Genomic DNA, 15,929 nt, shown 5'->3' with positions numbered 1-15,929 from the left:
CCGCGTTGCGCGGGTGCCTGACCGCCGCAGGGTCAGCTGGTCCGTAAGTCTCATGACGGTTGAGCTTCTCCTCAAGAGGTGCGGCCGTGCGGCCGTCTGACTGTCAATCATGCCGCCCGGATCCGCAATCCGTACACAAATTCGTATGAAGTGTGGCAGGAAATATACGTTGACGACGTCAACGCATCTCCGCCATTCTGGGACTCCCGGGTTCGGACTCCGCCGTCACACCCGCCGACTCCCGTGGATGGAGCCACACCGTGAGCGACCAGCCCCACCCCTCCCTCCGCGACCTCGTCCTCCAGCGCCTGGCCGCCGCCGGCCTGGAGCCGGAGACGGCGGATCTGCTGCGCGACCTCTTCCCCGGGACTCGGGCCGGAAGCGCCTCCCGAACCGGTCCTCTCTTCCTCCGCTCCATCACGGCCGCCGGGTGGCGAGGCATCGGTCCGGAGGCCACGCTCGGCCTCACCCCCGCACCGGGTCTCACCGTGGTCGCCGGACGCAACGGCTCCGGTAAGTCCAGCTTCGCCGAGGCCGCCGAGATGGCACTGACGGGCGACAACTTCCGCTGGCAGGACCGTACTCAGATCTGGCGGCAGGGGTGGCGGAATCTGCACGATCCGGCGGCTCCCCGCGTGGAGGTGGAGTGCCGCCGTGACGGTGCCGACACGCCCGTCACCGTCCGCAGGAGCTGGCACGGCGACGGGCTGGGCGACGCACGGGTGGCGGTCCACCGGCCAGGCCTGCCCGGCGGAGAGCTGGGCGAGGTCGTCGGCGTGGAGGAACTCGCGCTGTACCGGCCGTTCCTCTCGTACAGCGAACTCGGCGCCGTGATCAACGGCCCCATGACCGCCCTCCATGACGGACTCGCCCAGATCCTCGGCCTGGAGCAGCTCTCCGAGGCCTACAAGGAGGCGGGAGCCCGCCTCAAGGCGATCAAGGACGGCGAGAAGAAGGCCACCGACCTGGCAGCCACGGTCCTCACCGAACTGCGGGGCTCCGGCGACCCGAGGGCCGTCGCGGCCGTGGAGGTTCTCTCCGCACGCCGCCCGGACCGCGAACGCGTTCGCACCCTCCTCGCCGCACGGCCCGAGGGCGACAACGCCGAACTCGAAAGAATGCGCGGGCTCTCCACCCTCGAAGGGCCTGATCTGAGCGACATCAGCGGTGCCGTGACGCGGCTGCGGGAAGCCGCGGCCCGGGCCGATGACGCGCGGTCCGGCTCCGCCGAGGACGCCCGTCGTCTCTCCGACCTCCTGGAGCGGGCGCTCGACCACCGGCGGCGGGCGCGGACCACCGACTGCCCCGTCTGTGACACGCCCGGACTGCTCGACGACGACTGGGCGGTGCGCGCCCGGGAGCAGGTCGAACGGCTCCAGCACGAAGCCGCGGAAGCGCAGTCCGCGCGCGACGACCTGCGCGGCGCCATCCGCGCCGTCCACGATCTCGTCCAGCCCGTCCCCGTATGGCTCCGGCCGGAGGACTCGCCGCTCGCCGCCCTCTGGCGGGAATGGTCCCTGTGCCGGAGCACGACCGACCCCCGCCCGCTGGCGGATCAGGTCGAGCGCCTTTCGGCCGCCCTCGCCGACGCCTGCCGGCAGGAGAGCGAGCGGGCGGCCCGCCTGCTCGCTGATCAGGACGCCGGCTGGCAGCCGCTCGGGGTGCGCCTCGCTGAATGGCTGGCCGCCGCCGACCGGGCCGCCGAGGCCGCATCGCTCGGCAAGCGGCTCAAGGACGCGCAGACCTGGCTCAAGAAGGTCACCGACGAACTCCGCGAGGAGCGGCTGCGCCCGTTCGCCGACCAGTCGCAGACCATCTGGAAGCTGCTCTGCGAGCGCAGCAGCGTCACGCTCGGCTCGATCGGCCTGACGGGGACGGCCAACCAGCGCAAGGTGAAGCTCGACGTGTCCGTGGACGCCATGGACGCGCCCGCCTTCGGCGTGATGAGCCAGGGCGAACTGCACTCGCTCGCCCTCTCGCTGTTCCTCCCCCGCGCCACCCACCCCGACAGCCCCTTCGGGTTCCTGGTGATCGACGACCCGGTGCAGTCCATGGACCCGGAGAAGGTCGAGGGGCTCGCGCGGGTCCTCCACGCCTGTGCCCAGCGCCGCCAGGTGATCGTCTTCACTCACGACACCCGCCTCCAGCAGGCCATCCGCCACCTGCGCATCCCCGCGACGATCATGCAGGTCTCCCGGCAGACCGACTCCGTCGTCAAGGTCACCCGCACCGACGACCCGGTCTCCCTCGCGCTGAGCGAGGCCCGGGCCGTCGCCAAGGACCCGAACGTGCCCCAGGACGTCGCCGACCGCGTCCTGCCCCAGATGTGCCGAGGCGCCCTGGAGGCCGCCTGCCTGGAACCCGCACGGCGCCGCCTGCGGGCCGAAGGCCACGGCCACGCCGACGTCGAGGCCAGGATCGGCAAGGCGCACAAGCTCACCGATCTCGCCGCGCTCGCCTTCTACGACAGCACCATGGAGCCCGCCCAGGTCCTCGCGGCCGTCGCGCAGGACCACGGCCCCTGGGCCCGCGCGCTCATCGAGCGGTGCAACGCCGGCGCCCACCAGCTCCTCACCCCGATCGGCGACCGCATGGACCTGGTCCGGGACACCGAGCGCCTCGCGAAGGCGGTGCGGAGCCGATGACCAGCACCCCCGACGACCTGGCCGCGGCCGCCCGTCGTCTGCTCCTCCCTCCTCCCGGTGTTCCCCACACCCTCGCGCCGGGACTCCGCGCCCGAGCCGCCGCGGCCCTGCTCCGGCTGGCCCTGGACGAGGCCATGGACGGCTTTTGGCGGCGGCTCAGTCCCGCCATGGCGCACAGCCGTGGCCGTACCAAGGCGCTCTGTCTTGAGTGGTACGCCCCGTGCTCCGTGGCCCGTCAGTGGTACGCCGTATGGTCCGCGCTCAGCGCGGCCTGCCACCACCACACGTACGAACTCCCGCCCACCCCGGGCGAGGTCAGGGCCTGGCACGACGACGTCGTCGAACTGCTCGCCGCCCTCCGCCAAGGACCCGAGCGGACCGAAGCCTGACCGGTGCACCGAAAGGACCACGGCATGGACACACGCCGCTACCGCATGGTCGTCACCAGCGGCCTCGACTATGTCAGCACCGGCGCGCAGGTCGACGCCCGGCTCCGGGACTGGCTGCGTGAACCGCCCAAGAACTACGACATCCAGGCGTTCGCGGAGGGACGCAACGAGATAGCCCGGGGAGTCACGCTCGACCACGACTCGGCGACCGGCACCGGCGGGGCGTACGGGCGTTGGCGCCTCCGGGAGACCGCCCCGGACGGCACCTGGCAGACGACCCTGGTGATCAGGCAGACGGAGAGTCGGCCGACCCGCGTACAGCTGGACGTAGAGCACCTTCCCGACGATCCGGACACGTTGCCGACGGCCGCCAAGACCCCCCGCCTTGCGGCAAGCCTGCTGGACGTCCTCCAGGCCCGCGACGGGCTCGCGGACGTGACCCGGATGCCACAGGTCGTCGAGGCGGCCGACATCGACTCCGTCATCGACGAGTTGTGCGACGCGGAGCGCCGTCTGCCGATCGTCATGGCCACCGCCCCGAACGGGGCCGACTTCGATGTCTGGCTGGAGCGGACCCTGGACCCGCTGGTCCGTCCCCTGGCCGGCCTCGCCATCCTCTACGCCCTCGCGCCCGGGGCGGACAACCGCTTCAACCGGCTCATGGAGTACCACCGGGTGTACGGCGGCGGCATCCGGACCTTCCTTCCCGGTGTGGACCCGGCCTGGGCGGCCGACGGCCAGCGCCACCGCGTCATGTCGCACCGGGTCGTCGCCGAGAACCCGGCCCGGGCCCGCCGCCTGCTCGCCCAGCTTCCCCAGGGCCTCGCCACCCGGGCGCCACTGCCGCCCGAGCTGGACGCGGTACCCGTGTTGCGCGCGCGTACCAAGGAGAGCTCGGGCAGCTCCGAGCTGGAGCGGCTGAGGGACGAGAACCACGCCCTCTTCGAGATCCTCGAGGAAGCCGGGCGCGAGCAGCGGGTACGGGCCGACGAGATCAGGGACCTGAAGAACGAACTCCAGCGCGCCAGGAGCGACGAGATCACGCTGATCGCCGAATACGACGAGCAGTACCGGGAACTGCACGAGACCCGGGTCCAGCTTGTCACCGTGCAGAAGCGCCTGCTCGCCCTCGGCGCCGCCGAAGCCGCGTATGCCCCGGACGACGGCGGTCCCGCTGTCCCCGAGTCCTTCGCGGAGATCCTGGAACGGATCGAGGAGATGCCTCGCGTGCACTTCACCGGAACCAGGAAGATCACCCTGGAACTGGACGACCAGGCGTACGGTTCCTCCTGGGTCCGTATGGCCTGGGACGCACTGCTGGCGCTTCGGGACTACGCCGACGTCTCGGTCGACGCCCCAGCCGACGGCGCGGCCTTCCGTGACTTCAAGCAGTGGTGCGAGGACGCTCCGGGCGGCATGCACGCGATATCGCCCCGTAAGGTCGTGCGCGATGAGTCCAAGACGGTGAAGACGAACACCGTCTGGCGCAAGGAGCGGACCTTCCCCGTCCCGGAATACGTGAATCCCGCCTGCCGGCTGTTCATGGGCGCGCACGTGAGGATCGGCGGCGGCAACACCGTCGCTCCACGCCTGCACTACCACGACGCCGCCTGCGCCGAGCACGGGATCTTCATCGGATACATCGGGCCGCACCTCACCAACACCCTCACCTGAGGTACGGAGCGGGGCTAAGGTCCTTCTCGGCACCGGTCTTCGGGCATATGCCCTGCCCGTGTCCAAGGACTGACGGGAACGAGGAACGTACGTGAACCAGGAGTGTGCGTGAACGAGGACAGCGGCAACCCCGCCGAGTACCCGGAGTTCCGGCTGCGGCTGCCCGGCGGGGACGGCATCGGGCGGGCGGTCGGACTCCTCCTCGACGCCGTCGGCACCAACGGGAGCCGCAAGTTCCTGGTCCGGGCCGGTTCGCCGGCCCGGGAGCACGTCATGCCGTCGTTCCCCAAGCACTTCAGCGGCACCTTCAAGCGGCGCGAGGAGCTGAGAGCCGCCGGAGTCCTCGCGCCGTCCGACCGCTGGCCCGGCTGGCTGGAGCTGACCGCTGACGTCGAGTGCGGATCGCCGTCCGCCGCCGCCGAGATACTCGTCGGAGCCCCGCGCAACGGCTGGGAGGAGTGGCGCACCGAGGCGGGCACACCGCTGTCCGACTTCATGGAGGGCATGCGTTCCGGGCCCAACCGGGCTTGGCTCGTGCGCGGCTCGAACGTGGCGGGCAGTGACCTCGTCCACCGGCTCTGGCTCCCGGAGGGGAGGGTCACGCTGTCGGCCTCGCGGCTGCGCCAGGGAGTGGCGCAGGGGGCGAGCAAGGAGCGGCTGAGAGCGTTCGTCGAGGAGGACTACGGGACGACGGCGACCTACAACCAGAAGCTGGAGCTCGTCGACGAGCTGTACGCGTTCCTCTCCTGGATGAAGCCGGGCGACACGGTGTGCGGCATCTCCGGGGGCCGCCTGTACGTGGGTGAGATCACCGGAACGGTCGAGCAGACCGCCTCCGAAGGCGGCCGCTCCAACCTGCGCCGCCCCGTCGACTGGCAGAGCAGCGGGTACGCCTACGACGAGCTTCCCGAGGAACTCCAGCAGAAGCTCTCGGCGCAGCACGACGTCGTCGACCTCACCTCCGTGCAGGCCCTCATCGACGGACTCGGCCGTACTGACGAGGAGCTCGCCGACGAGGCCGTTTCCCGGGAACGCGACCCGAGCGAGACAGTCCCGGCCCTCGCGGCCCGGCGTGAGCTGGAGCTTCCCGAGCCGGGCCAGGCCCTCGCCGACGACCTGCTCGTCCACGACGTGGAGTGGCTGCGCGAGGTGAAGGACCTCCTCTGGGACGAACGGCAGCTGGTGCTGTACGGACCGCCGGGCACGGGCAAGACCCACCTGGCCCTCAAACTCGCCGAGTTCCTCGGAGGCGGGCCCGAACGGGTCAAGCTGGTGCAGTTCCATCCCTCGTACGCGTACGAGGACTTCTTCGAAGGCTTCCGGCCGAAGGAGGACCCCGACACCCGGGAGGTCGCCTTCCGACTGACGGCGGGCCCGCTGCGGGAGCTCGCCGACCTCGCCTCCCGCGAAGGAAACCGCCACATCCCGCACTTCCTGATCATCGATGAGATCAACCGTGCGAATCTGGCCAAGGTCTTCGGAGAGCTCTACTTCCTCCTGGAGTACCGGAACAAGTCGGTCCGCCTGACTTACTCGGGCGACGACTTCGCCCTCCCGTCCAATCTCTTCGTCATCGGCACGATGAACACCGCCGACCGCTCCATCGCCCTTGTCGACGCGGCCATGCGACGGCGCTTCGCCTTCGTGGAGCTCTCGCCGCGTACCGAGCCCACCCAGGGGCTGCTGCGCCGCTGGCTCGCCGCACAGGACCGCGGCCCCGAGCCGGCGGACCTGCTGGACGCGCTCAACTCCCGCATCGACGACCCCGATTTCCGTATCGGCCCCTCGTACCTGATGAAGAAGGCGGTCTACCGGGAAGGCGGCCTCGACCGCACCTGGCGCACCAAGATCCTTCCGCTCCTGGAGGAGCATCACTATGGAGAGGGAATCGACATCGCCAAGACCTACGGTCTCAAAGCCCTTCGCGCGAACATCGCACCGGCTGCCGGCCCGGCTGAGCCCGACGCGTGACCGGCATCGAGCTCGTCGAACACGCCCCGCACACCACCCATGACCTGCCGGCGGCCGTCGGCCGGGCACTCGCCGCCTCCCGGATCGTGGACGCGTCGCCCGACCCGTACCGGACCGGGGGATGGCGGCTGCGCGCGGGGAGCAAGGTCGGAGCCTTCGTGGTCAGGGCCCCGGGGGAGGACCCCGTCACCCTGAGGATCACCCCGAAGGTGCCGATCGCCCACCTGTTCTTCCTCCTGGGGTACGCCCTGAACCCGCGGATCCACCAAGAGGGCACGGTGGAGGTGTCGGCGCACACGGAACTGGTTCCCTTCTTCGCCCAGACCTACGAGAGGACGCAGGAGCGAGCCCTGAGGCAAGGAGTGCTGCAGGGTTACCGGCACACGGAAGAAGCGTCCCCTGTCCTTCGCGGTCGGCTCAGGGAGACCGACCAGGTGCGCCGTCACCACGGACGGCTCTTTCCCCTGGAAGTGGCCTATGACGAGTACACCACCGACATCCCCGAGAACCGGCTGCTGCGGGCGGCGACCGAGCGGCTGCTGAGCCTGCCCCGCGTCCCGGCCGGAGTACGGCGGTCCCTCCAGCACCAACGGGCCCGGCTCATCGACGCCGAGCCCCTGCTGCGCGGCGCCGCTCCGCCCCGGTGGCGGCCGAGCCGTCTGAACCTCCGCTACCAGCCCGCGCTGCGGCTGGCGGAGACCGTCCTGCGCCGCCAGTCGCCCGAGCACCTGCCGGGTGACGTCACCGTCGACGGATTCCTGCTCGACATGAACAAACTCTTCGAGGACTTCGTCTGCGTGGCCCTGCGTGAGGCCCTCACAGCGCATGGCGGACACTGCGCGCTCCAGGCCAGGGGAGTGCATCTCGACGCGGACGTGACCATCCGCATGAGGCCGGATCTCCTCCGGTACGGGGACGACGGCCGCCCGCTGAACGTGGCCGACGCCAAGTACAAGGCGCAGAAGCTCGACGGTTTTCCCGACGCCGACCTCTACCAGATGCTCGCCTACTGCACGGCGCTGGGTCTTCCCGAGGGGCATCTGATCTACGCCGGGGGCGGCACGCTTCACGCTTCCCACCGTGTTCGGAACGCGGGGATCGTCATCCACCAGCACGTCCTGGACCTGGAAGGGCCGCCGGCGGAATTGCTCGGGACGGTCCGGGACCTTGCCCGCCTGATGGCCGAGGGCGCGGGACTCGCATCCCCCTAAGATCGTTTCGGCCGCGCCGCACGCCACGAGGTAAGGAGCCCACCGTGCCCCAGCTCGCCTTCGCGAACAGCTTCTGGGAGAGCTACGACGTGCTGGAGAAGCCCGTCAAAGCCGGAGTGCGCAAGGCGATGGCCAAGTTCCAACAGCTCACCGTCGCGGAACTGCACGCCGACAAGGGGCTTCACCTGGAGTCGGTGGAGAAGGCGCGCGATCCACGGATGAGGACCATCCGGATCAACGACTTCTGGCGCGGAGTGGTCCTCGCCCCGAACGACGGCAGCGATCTCTTCCTCCTCGTCAACGTCGTGCCGCACGACGACGCCTACAGCTGGGCGGCCAAGCGGCTCTACACGGTCAACACCGCCACCCGCGGCCTGGAGGTCCGCAACGTCGTCGCCATCGAGCAACTGACGCCGGTCCTGGAGAAGGCGGCGGCAGTGGCCCCCACTCTGCTTTTCGCCTCCCATTCGGACACCGTGCTGCGGGAACTCGGCATCGACGCGCAGGTGTTGCGGGCGGTGCGCACCATCACGGACCAGGCCCAGCTGGACGCGTTCGGCACCCTGCTTCCCGAGGACCAGTTCGAAGTCCTCCAGTACCTCGCGGAGGGCTTCAACCCCGAAGAGGTCTACCGCGACGTCGTCACCGCACGGCGGCCCGCCGACGCTCCTGAAGACCCCGCGGACGACCTCGCGTCGGCGATCCTCCACACCAGAAGCCGCATCACGCTCGTGACCGGGCCGGACGAACTGGCCGAGATCCTGGAGAAGCCCTTCGCCGCCTGGCGGGTCTTCCTCCACCCCTCCCAGCGGCGCGTTGCCTACCGCGTGTCCTACGGCGGACCGGCCCAGGTGACCGGAGGCCCGGGCACGGGCAAGACCGTTGTCGCCCTGCACCGTGTCAAACACCTGCTGTCCCGCTCCGAAGACAGCCGGGTCCTGTTCACCACGTACACCAACGCGCTCGCGGTGAGCCTGCGCGAGAACCTCGCGCTGCTGCTCGACGGCGATGAGGCGCAGCTTCGCAGGGTCGACGTGACGACGGTGAACGCCTACGCACACCGAGTCCTTCAGACAGCATGCGGCCGGACGCCGTCCCTCGTCGGAGACCGTGAGGAGCGGCAGATCTGGCAGCGGGTCGGCAAACGCCTCGGCCTTCCGTGGCCGGAGCAGTTCCTCGCCCAGGAATATCGCCACGTCGTACTCGCCCAGGACATCGACACGCTCGATGCCTACCGGGGCGCGGTGCGCAGAGGACGCGGCTCGGCGCTGCCCGTAGCCCAGCGAGAGCGCGTCTGGGAGGCGGTGCAGCTCTTCCGGGCCGAACTCTCCGCCCGAGGCGGCCGCACCCACCTCGAAGTCTGCGCCGAGGCGGCACGGCTACTGTCGGCGCGACAAGCCTCGGACGGTCATGACTACCACCACGTGGTCGTCGACGAGGCGCAGGACCTGCATCCGGCCCAGTGGCGCGTACTGAGGGCCGCTGTACGGCGCGGACCCGATGACCTCTTCATCACCGGTGACCCTCATCAGCGGATCTACGACTCCCGGGTCAGCCTGAGTTCACTGGGGATCGGGGTGACAGGCCGGAGCAGTCGGCTGAGGGTCAACTACCGCAGCACGGAGGAGATCCTGAGCTGGTCCACCGGCATCCTGAACGATGTGGCTGTCGAGGATCTCGGCGGGGACGGTGTGGACACCCTCCTCGGCTACCGTTCCCTCCTCCGTGGAGGCCGGCCTCATGTCATGGGACACGCCACCGAGCAGGCTGAGGCGGACGCGATCGTCGAGCGGATCGAGGAGTGGATCGGCCAGGGCATGCGTGCTGAGGAGATCGGGGTGTGTGCCCGGTTCCACCTGCTCCTGGACAAGGTGTACGACAGGCTCGCGGCTCGGGGCATTCCCGTGGTCCGGGTCAAGGAGGCGCCGGGGGCGGGAGCGGCAGGAGTGCGCCTCGCGACGATGCACGCGATGAAAGGGCTGGAGTTCCGGGGCGTCGGTGTACTCGGCGTCTCCGACGGCGCGCTTCCCTTCGCCCGCGAGGTCACCGCGGCGGCGACGGACAGACTGCAGCACGAGGCTGATCTGCTGCGCGAGCGGTGCCTGCTGTTCGTGGCCTGCACACGGGCGCGGGAAGCGCTGCACGTGTCCTGGAGCGGAAAGCCGAGCTCGTTCGTTCCCCTGCCCGCCGCACTTCTCTGACCCGTCGGGCTGTCACTCGCCCGAGTCGCCCGCATGGGGGACGAGGGCGCCGTTGGTCAGTCCGTCCCTGGCCAGAGCGGCAGCCCTCTGCCCCAGTTCCGCCAGCTTCGTCATGCGCTCCTCGAACTCCTGGAGTGTGCGGAAGACCGCTCCGTAGCGACGCTGGTCGGTGACCGCCATCTGCGGGATGCGTGCCGCTCGCGCGTCCACACGATGCGTACCGCTGGCGCTGGTCGAGCGGCGGACATTTGACACGCTCTGAAGAAAGCCGCGCAGGTAGTCCGTATCGAGTTGAGGACTCGTCGAATGGGGGCCGCCGGCATCGGTCTCGATCAGACCCGCCCTGGACAGTTCAGCGAGGCTGACCGTGGCCGTGTCCAGAGAGTCTTCTCCCACCCCCTCTCGCAGAGCGGGCAGGAGGGCACCCAGTGCGTGGAGTTGCTGCTCGATCTCTTCCCGCAGGGACTGGTACTCCGCTCGGAAGTCATGGGTGGAACGGTGGACGTGATGGCCCGGAGTGAGATCGACGGTCTCGTCGAGAAGGTCGATGAGGGGGACGTCGACGACCTGGTCATTACTGGGTTCCAGCGGTCCGTCCGGCTCGTTGCCCGTCAGGTCGATCATGCGCACGTGCGACGGATCCGCGTCGTCCGGCTTCGGGCGGCGGAGGGTCCAGAGCAGTACGGGGACGGAGTGCGAGGAGGCGACTCCGCCAGGCAGTGCGACGACCTGGACGAGGATTCCCCGCCGCACGAGCTCTGCCCGGATCCGGCGTCCCGCCTTGCGGTAGGCCGTGGAGGCCGGCATGACGATCACCGTGCGCCCCCCGGGGGCGGTGTGGGCGTAGCAGTGTTGGAGCCAGGCCAGTTCCCCCTCGGCCTTGGAGGGCGTACCGAGCTCCCAACGCGCGTCGAGGAGCAGCTCCTCACGCCCCCAGTCGGGGCCGGAGGCAGGCGGCTCGCAGACGACGAGATCGGCGCGGAGCGAGGGCCAGGCATCCGCCCGCAGCGAGTCACCCGCTTGGATCACCGCATCGGTTCTGCCGGTCAACTCGGCTCGAAGGCCGGCGAACCGTGCTGCTGCAGGGTCGATCTCCTGCCCGCGAATGACCGTGCCGTCGGCGTCTCCTACGGCCATGAGAAGGACCCCGATACCGCAGGCGGGGTCGAAGACGGTGGCGCCATCGGGGACCCGGCCCGCGAAGTGGACAACTGCCCGGGTGACCCGTGCGGAGGACACCTGGTCAGAGCCGCTGCGGCGGGCCGAGTCCTGGAAGCGCTCGACAAGTCCGTCGACTGCGTCGGCGGCGGGGGCGTTCTTTGCCGACGAGGTGACGAGCGCGGCTGCCGCGGAGTCGAGACCGGACGGATCTCCCGTCGAGAGGAACTCGGCGACTGAAGCCAGGCCGCCGATCAGGTCATCGCCGAACGACGCACGAAGCGCCTGCCAGAGCCGGACCTCGTCGGAGACGTCCTGGCTCTTCCGCTGGGTTGCCAGCCATGTCCGTACGTCGGCAAGGGAGAACAGCGGCGTGCCCGGACTGCCTCCCGCCGGGGCGGGGAAGTCCTTATAGCGGCGCCTCCAGTTCGACACCGCCGCTCGCGTGACGCCTGCGATGCGTGCGATCTCGGCCCCGGTGATCAAAGGGTCTGCTGCCCCCGCTTCATCCCTCATGAGTCAACCGTACACGCCGCTACAGACACGAGGTAGATAGTGAGCGTTGACGACGTCAACGTACCTTTAGGGGGGCGTCTTCTTTCCGCGCGGAGAAGGCGAGCGAGGGATCGGTCAGATCTCGATCACGGTCGCGCGTCCGCCGCACAGAGCGGTGAGGTCCTCGGGGTCGGAGGTGAGGATCGTGGCCGGCCCGGGTGCGGCGAGGGCGGTGGCGGCGAGCATGGCGTCGATGGCGTACTTATGGCCGTGCAGGCCGGTATCGGCGAGGAGGGCGGCGGCGTGGCGGGCGATCGGTTCGGTGATCGGTTCCACGACGAGTCGGGAGAGCGTCCACTCCAGGGCCGGGCGGTTGATGCGGGGGTGGATCACTTCGACGAGGGTGGCCGCAGAGGTGATCACGCGGAGGTCGTCGGCGCGTGCCAGGGCGAGCCAGGCGGTGACCGCGCGGTCGCGAAGGACGGCCTTGGCCAGTCCCTCGCTGTCGAGGACGAGAGTGCCGCCGGGGACCGCGGGGGAGCGGGTCACGCGGCGTCCGCTCCGTGCTCCGTCTGCTCGCGGCGGGCCCGGGCGAGCTGGTCGCGCAGGGCCTGGATCTCTTCATCCGTGACGGGGCCGTGCTCGGCTTCGGCGACGCTGATGAGTTCGTTGAGGTTGTCGCGTTCGATCTGGCGGGCGACGGCCGCGGCCACGTAGGCGGACAGGCCGGAGGGGCCGCTGCGGGCCTTGGCGGCCTCGGCGATGTCGCGTGGCATGGTGATCGAGTACTTGCCGGTGGGCTCACTCATGCTATCTATCCTACCTTCCATCCTCCCGGACTCAGGGATTCTTTCCGGTTGGCACGGCTGCCGCAGGCGGCGCGTCGACCTGGAGAGAGGCGGTGGACGTTATGCGGAGTTCAGTAGGCCAGGCACGACGTACACCCCGGCGACATGGGGCCAGGGCGGTGAAGCCCCCCCATGGGGGCTGACGGCCGACGACGGAGCGGATGTCAGGGCGCTGCCCGACGAGCTCGGGGCCTCGCTGGTCCGGGCCGTCAGGTCAGCCGCCGCTGGAGACTTCGGCCGGGTGGCGAAGGGGCCGGGCGCGGCCCACACCGGCTGGTACGCCTTCGCGCTCGAATACCTGGAGGTGCGCTGGGGGTAGGTTTCCGCGAAGACCCGGAACGAGACCAACGACGCCCTCTGCTCCATGACCATGGCGAAGTGCCGAAGGGCGCGAGGGCGGCCGGATGACGAGCTGCTGCGGCGGGCGTTGCGGAACTGGGCGTTCGTGGTGCCCCGGCCCGACGCGCGAGCCGCCCCCCCTGGCCCATGTCAGCTGGCGCATCACCGAGACCGTCCAGCAGATCGACCCCCGGGTGGTCGTCAACCCCGCGCGGGCGCGGAACCTGCTCTGCGCGGTCTCCTACGTCGGTGGCTACGAGCGGGCGCGGGGGCGGAGGCTGGTCGGCCCCTTCGCCGGGATGTACTACGCCGGATTGCGGCCGGCCGAAGCCGTGGCCGTCACGCTGCCGGACTGCGACCTGCCTGCGGCAGGGTGGGGCAGCGTGGTCCTGCACGCCACCCGCCCCTCCGTCGGCAAGAAGGGGACCGACAGCGGACGGAACCACGACCTGCGCGGCCTGAAGAGCCGCCCGCCTGTCGTGCCGCTCCCGCCCGAACTCGTCCGCCTGTGGAGGGAGAGCGTCGACACCTTCGGCACCACGGTCGGCGGTCGGCTGTTCTTCAACGCGAAGGGCGGCATCGTGGGCTCCAGCGCGTACGATCGCGCCTGGCATGAGGCTCGCAAACTCGCCCTCCCGCCGGACCTGGTGGCATCTCCCCTCGCCGTCCGCCCCTACGACCTGCGGCACTCGGCCCTGTCCACCTGGCTGAACGCCGGCGTCGATCCCACCGAGGTCGCCGAACGGGCGGGCAACAGCGTCGAGGTCCTCATGACCCGGTACGCGAAGTGCCTCTACGGTCGCCAGGCCCTCGCCAACCGACGCATCGACGCGCTTCTGGACGAATACAACTGAGGGGGCGTCAACTCCTCGTGGTGAACCCAGCGGCTCACGTGGAACTCGTGTCCTGAGTGCGTCCCAGTGCGAGCCAGTGCCCTGGGAAGCCCACGCCCTGTCGAGGTGGAGGACCAGGCCGGAGGGACGGGGGCGCGAAGTGCAACGGCCCCCTGCTCCGTATGTGTTTTGCCTGCGCTGGCTGGAAAACACGCAGGTCACGGGGTGCAGGAGAGGGGCGTCCGCCCTCTCCGAGGCGCTTTCGTCCCGCACATGTCCCGCGGCGCCGATTTCGCGGGATCGGGCATAAAGGGACACCGCAGGTGCGGTGCGGTAAAAGTCTAGGTCAGAGTGGTGCCGGTGGAAGAAGTGACGGCAAACAAGGCCGTTGCTGTTTCGTCCCAAGCAAAAGAGGGCCAGACCAGCGTTTTCGCTGGTCAGGCCCTCTTTCCGGAAGTGCCCCCGGCAGGATTCGAACCTGCGCACACGGCTCCGGAGGCCGTTGCTCTATCCCCTGAGCTACGGGGGCGTGTCGTTCGCTGTGCGGCGACGGGTTGAACACTACCAGCTTCCGCCGGGTGATCAGAAACCGTTTCCGGGGGACGGGGGAGCGGGTCGCCCGGACGGGGTGGAAGTGGCGAAAACCCGGACGCGGGGGCCGCAGCCGACCTACTCTCGAGTTGTGCCAGGCGCCTCGGGCCGGGTCCTTGTCGTCGACGACAACAAGGTCATCCGGCAGCTGATCAAGGTCAATCTCGAGCTGGAGGGCTTCGAGGTCGTGACCGCGAGCGATGGTGCCGAGTGTCTGGACATCGTGCACGACGTGGCCCCCGATGTGATCACCCTTGATGTGGTCATGCCCCGGCTCGACGGGTTCGGGGCCGCCGCGCGGCTCAAGGCCGACCCGCGGACCCGGGACCTGCCCGTCGCCATCATCAGCGCCTGCACCCAGTACGAGGTGGAGTCCGGCATCGAGGCCGGGGTCGACGCCTTCATCGCGAAGCCCTTCGAGCCCGCCGAGCTGGTGCAGGTGGTGCGCCGCCTCGTCGAGCGCCGCGGCCGCCGGGAGCGCAGGGGAGCCGGAGCCGGGCAGCGGGGCTGATCCCGGGGGTGTTCCCCCCGGGCATTTCACATCGCGGAATCGGTCGCGGTGGGGCGGGAATTCTGGCCTAGGCTGGTTCCCGTGACCCCCGCCGACCTCACCCGCACCGTCGTGCGCGCCGTGCGCTGCGCCGTCGCGGACGGGGAGCTGCCCGAGGGGGCCGCCGTGCCCGAGCGGGTCGTCATCGAGCGGACCCGGCCCGGCGGGGTGGGGGAGTACGCCACCCCCGTCGCCTTCCAGGTCGCCAAGGGCGCCGGTGGAGCCTCGCCCGTCGACGTGGCCCGGGTGCTGGCAGCACGGCTCGGGCTTGAGGCCGGGATCGAGCGTGTCGAGGTCACCGGTGCGGGGTTCCTGAATTTCGTCCTGGGCGAGTCGGCCGTCGCCGGGGTTGTCGCCGACGCGGCCGTACGGGGCCGGCGGTATGCCGATGTCGCCGCCCGCGTCCCGCTGCCCGCCGGCGAGCTGCGCGAGCAGGCCGTCCGGGCCGCCGTGCGGCGGATCCGGATCGCACAGGGCGACGCCCCTGACGGTCCTCCGTCTGACGTCGCGCCCGTCGCGCGGAAGGACGGGGACGTCGCCGCCTCGTACGGGACCGATGCCGCACTGTGGGCCGTGCTGCGCATGCCCGCGCACGAGACGCCGGCCTTCGGGCCGTGGCTGCTCCGGCAGGACGAGTCCAGTGAGTTCTTCCGCGTCCGGTACGGCCACGACCGGGCCCGTGCGCTGGTGCGCAACGCCGCCCTGCTCGGGTTCGCGCCCGAGGCCGGGCCCCTGGACGGCGGTGCCGACGCACTGCTGCGCGTCCTGCGCGATCATCCCCTCGCCCTCGAAGCCGCCGCGCACCGCCGGGCGCCCGAGTACCTCGCCCGCCACCTCGTCGAGCTCGCCGACGCCCTGCTCGGCTTCCAGTACGGCGTCCTGCCCCTCGGAGACGAGAAACCCTCGGCCGCCCACCGCGCCCGGCTGGCCCTCGCCGAAGCCGCCGGGGCGGTGCTGGCCGGCGGCCTGGCCCTGCTCGGCATCGACGCCCCCGACCGCCTGTGATCCGCGAAGAGAGACACCG

At 70.3% G+C, this 15,929-nt stretch carries 12 protein-coding genes and 1 tRNA gene; 9 read left to right on the top strand and 4 right to left on the bottom strand.

Annotated elements, in window-relative coordinates; translation table 11 throughout:
• The first annotated feature begins 260 nt into the window (after positions 1-260).
• The 6 genes from MUK52_RS09775 to MUK52_RS09750 all read left to right on the top strand — a co-directional run bounded on the left by MUK52_RS09775 (position 261) and on the right by MUK52_RS09750 (position 10,091).
• On the top strand, positions 261-2,645 hold the full coding sequence (locus tag MUK52_RS09775; RefSeq protein WP_284575608.1) for an AAA family ATPase: 2,385 nt from the start codon (positions 261-263) through the stop codon (positions 2,643-2,645).
• Positions 2,642-3,034 carry a hypothetical protein gene (locus tag MUK52_RS09770; RefSeq protein ID WP_284575606.1) on the top strand — a complete coding sequence of 131 codons (393 nt, stop codon included), beginning with the start codon at positions 2,642-2,644 and terminating at the stop codon, positions 3,032-3,034. Before MUK52_RS09775 ends, MUK52_RS09770 begins: the two co-directional genes overlap by 4 nt.
• A 24-nt stretch (positions 3,035-3,058) precedes the next feature.
• Positions 3,059-4,708: a hypothetical protein gene (locus MUK52_RS09765; protein ID WP_284575604.1), complete on the top strand. Its 1,650-nt coding sequence runs from the start codon at positions 3,059-3,061 to the stop codon at positions 4,706-4,708.
• A 108-nt stretch (positions 4,709-4,816) separates the two neighbouring features.
• The gene (locus MUK52_RS09760; protein WP_284575603.1) at positions 4,817-6,679 is read left to right on the top strand and encodes a DUF4357 domain-containing protein; all 1,863 of its coding nucleotides are present in this window, start codon (positions 4,817-4,819) and stop codon (positions 6,677-6,679) included.
• Positions 6,676-7,890 carry an McrC family protein gene (locus MUK52_RS09755; RefSeq protein ID WP_284575601.1) on the top strand — a complete coding sequence of 405 codons (1,215 nt, stop codon included), beginning with the start codon at positions 6,676-6,678 and terminating at the stop codon, positions 7,888-7,890. Before MUK52_RS09760 ends, MUK52_RS09755 begins: the two co-directional genes overlap by 4 nt.
• A 44-nt stretch (positions 7,891-7,934) precedes the next feature.
• Positions 7,935-10,091: a UvrD-helicase domain-containing protein gene (locus MUK52_RS09750; protein WP_284575599.1), complete on the top strand. Its 2,157-nt coding sequence runs from the start codon at positions 7,935-7,937 to the stop codon at positions 10,089-10,091.
• Between the two features lie 12 nt (positions 10,092-10,103).
• Here the strand turns inward: MUK52_RS09750 and MUK52_RS09745 are convergent, their stop codons facing one another.
• The 3 genes from MUK52_RS09745 to MUK52_RS09735 form a co-directional block, all read right to left on the bottom strand.
• Positions 10,104-11,765, bottom strand: a complete 1,662-nt coding sequence (locus MUK52_RS09745) for an N-6 DNA methylase (RefSeq protein ID WP_284575596.1) — start codon at positions 11,763-11,765, stop codon at positions 10,104-10,106.
• Positions 11,766-11,879: 114 nt separating this feature from the next.
• Positions 11,880-12,293, bottom strand: coding sequence for a PIN domain-containing protein (locus MUK52_RS09740; protein ID WP_284575595.1), 414 nt, complete (start codon positions 12,291-12,293; stop codon positions 11,880-11,882).
• Positions 12,290-12,553 (bottom strand): CopG family transcriptional regulator, encoded by a 264-nt coding sequence (locus MUK52_RS09735; RefSeq protein WP_284575594.1) that lies wholly within the window; start codon positions 12,551-12,553, stop codon positions 12,290-12,292. The genes MUK52_RS09740 and MUK52_RS09735 overlap by 4 nt, the downstream gene beginning before the upstream one ends.
• A 443-nt stretch (positions 12,554-12,996) precedes the next feature.
• Between MUK52_RS09735 and MUK52_RS09730 the strand changes: the two genes are divergently transcribed.
• Complete coding sequence (locus tag MUK52_RS09730) at positions 12,997-13,785, top strand: site-specific integrase (protein WP_284575593.1); 789 nt, start codon at positions 12,997-12,999, stop codon at positions 13,783-13,785.
• 436 nt (positions 13,786-14,221) lie between these two features.
• On the opposite strand, the gene MUK52_RS09725 is transcribed toward MUK52_RS09730, so the two are convergent.
• A tRNA-Arg gene (locus tag MUK52_RS09725) sits at positions 14,222-14,293 on the bottom strand.
• Between the two features lie 153 nt (positions 14,294-14,446).
• Between MUK52_RS09725 and MUK52_RS09720 the strand changes: the two genes are divergently transcribed.
• Together MUK52_RS09720 and nrtL are read left to right on the top strand one after the other, a co-directional pair.
• A complete protein-coding gene (locus MUK52_RS09720) occupies positions 14,447-14,866 on the top strand; it encodes a response regulator (protein ID WP_428985397.1) in 420 nt (139 codons plus the stop codon).
• Positions 14,867-14,947: 81 nt separating this feature from the next.
• Positions 14,948-15,910 carry an ArgS-related anticodon-binding protein NrtL gene (gene nrtL, locus MUK52_RS09715; RefSeq protein ID WP_284575591.1) on the top strand — a complete coding sequence of 321 codons (963 nt, stop codon included), beginning with the start codon at positions 14,948-14,950 and terminating at the stop codon, positions 15,908-15,910.
• The last annotated feature ends 19 nt before the right edge of the window (positions 15,911-15,929 follow it).

The sequence above is a fragment of the Streptomyces sp. 2P-4 genome (assembly GCF_030167965.1).
GTDB lineage: Bacteria > Actinomycetota > Actinomycetes > Streptomycetales > Streptomycetaceae > Streptomyces > Streptomyces globosus_A.
The sequence above is the reverse complement of the archived record's forward strand: the minus strand, read 5'-3'. Positions and strand labels throughout refer to the sequence as shown.

Bases quoted from the DNA above. Each gene is read 5' to 3' on its own strand.
- MUK52_RS09735 (WP_284575594.1), bottom strand. From the start codon at position 12,553: ATGAGTGAGCCCACCGGCAAGTACTCGATCACCATGCCACGCGACATC.
- MUK52_RS09765 (WP_284575604.1), top strand. From the start codon at position 3,059: ATGGACACACGCCGCTACCGCATGGTCGTCACCAGCGGCCTCGACTAT.
- MUK52_RS09745 (WP_284575596.1), bottom strand. From the start codon at position 11,765: ATGAGGGATGAAGCGGGGGCAGCAGACCCTTTGATCACCGGGGCCGAG.
- MUK52_RS09730 (WP_284575593.1), top strand. From the start codon at position 12,997: ATGACGAGCTGCTGCGGCGGGCGTTGCGGAACTGGGCGTTCGTGGTGC.
- MUK52_RS09770 (WP_284575606.1), top strand. From the start codon at position 2,642: ATGACCAGCACCCCCGACGACCTGGCCGCGGCCGCCCGTCGTCTGCTC.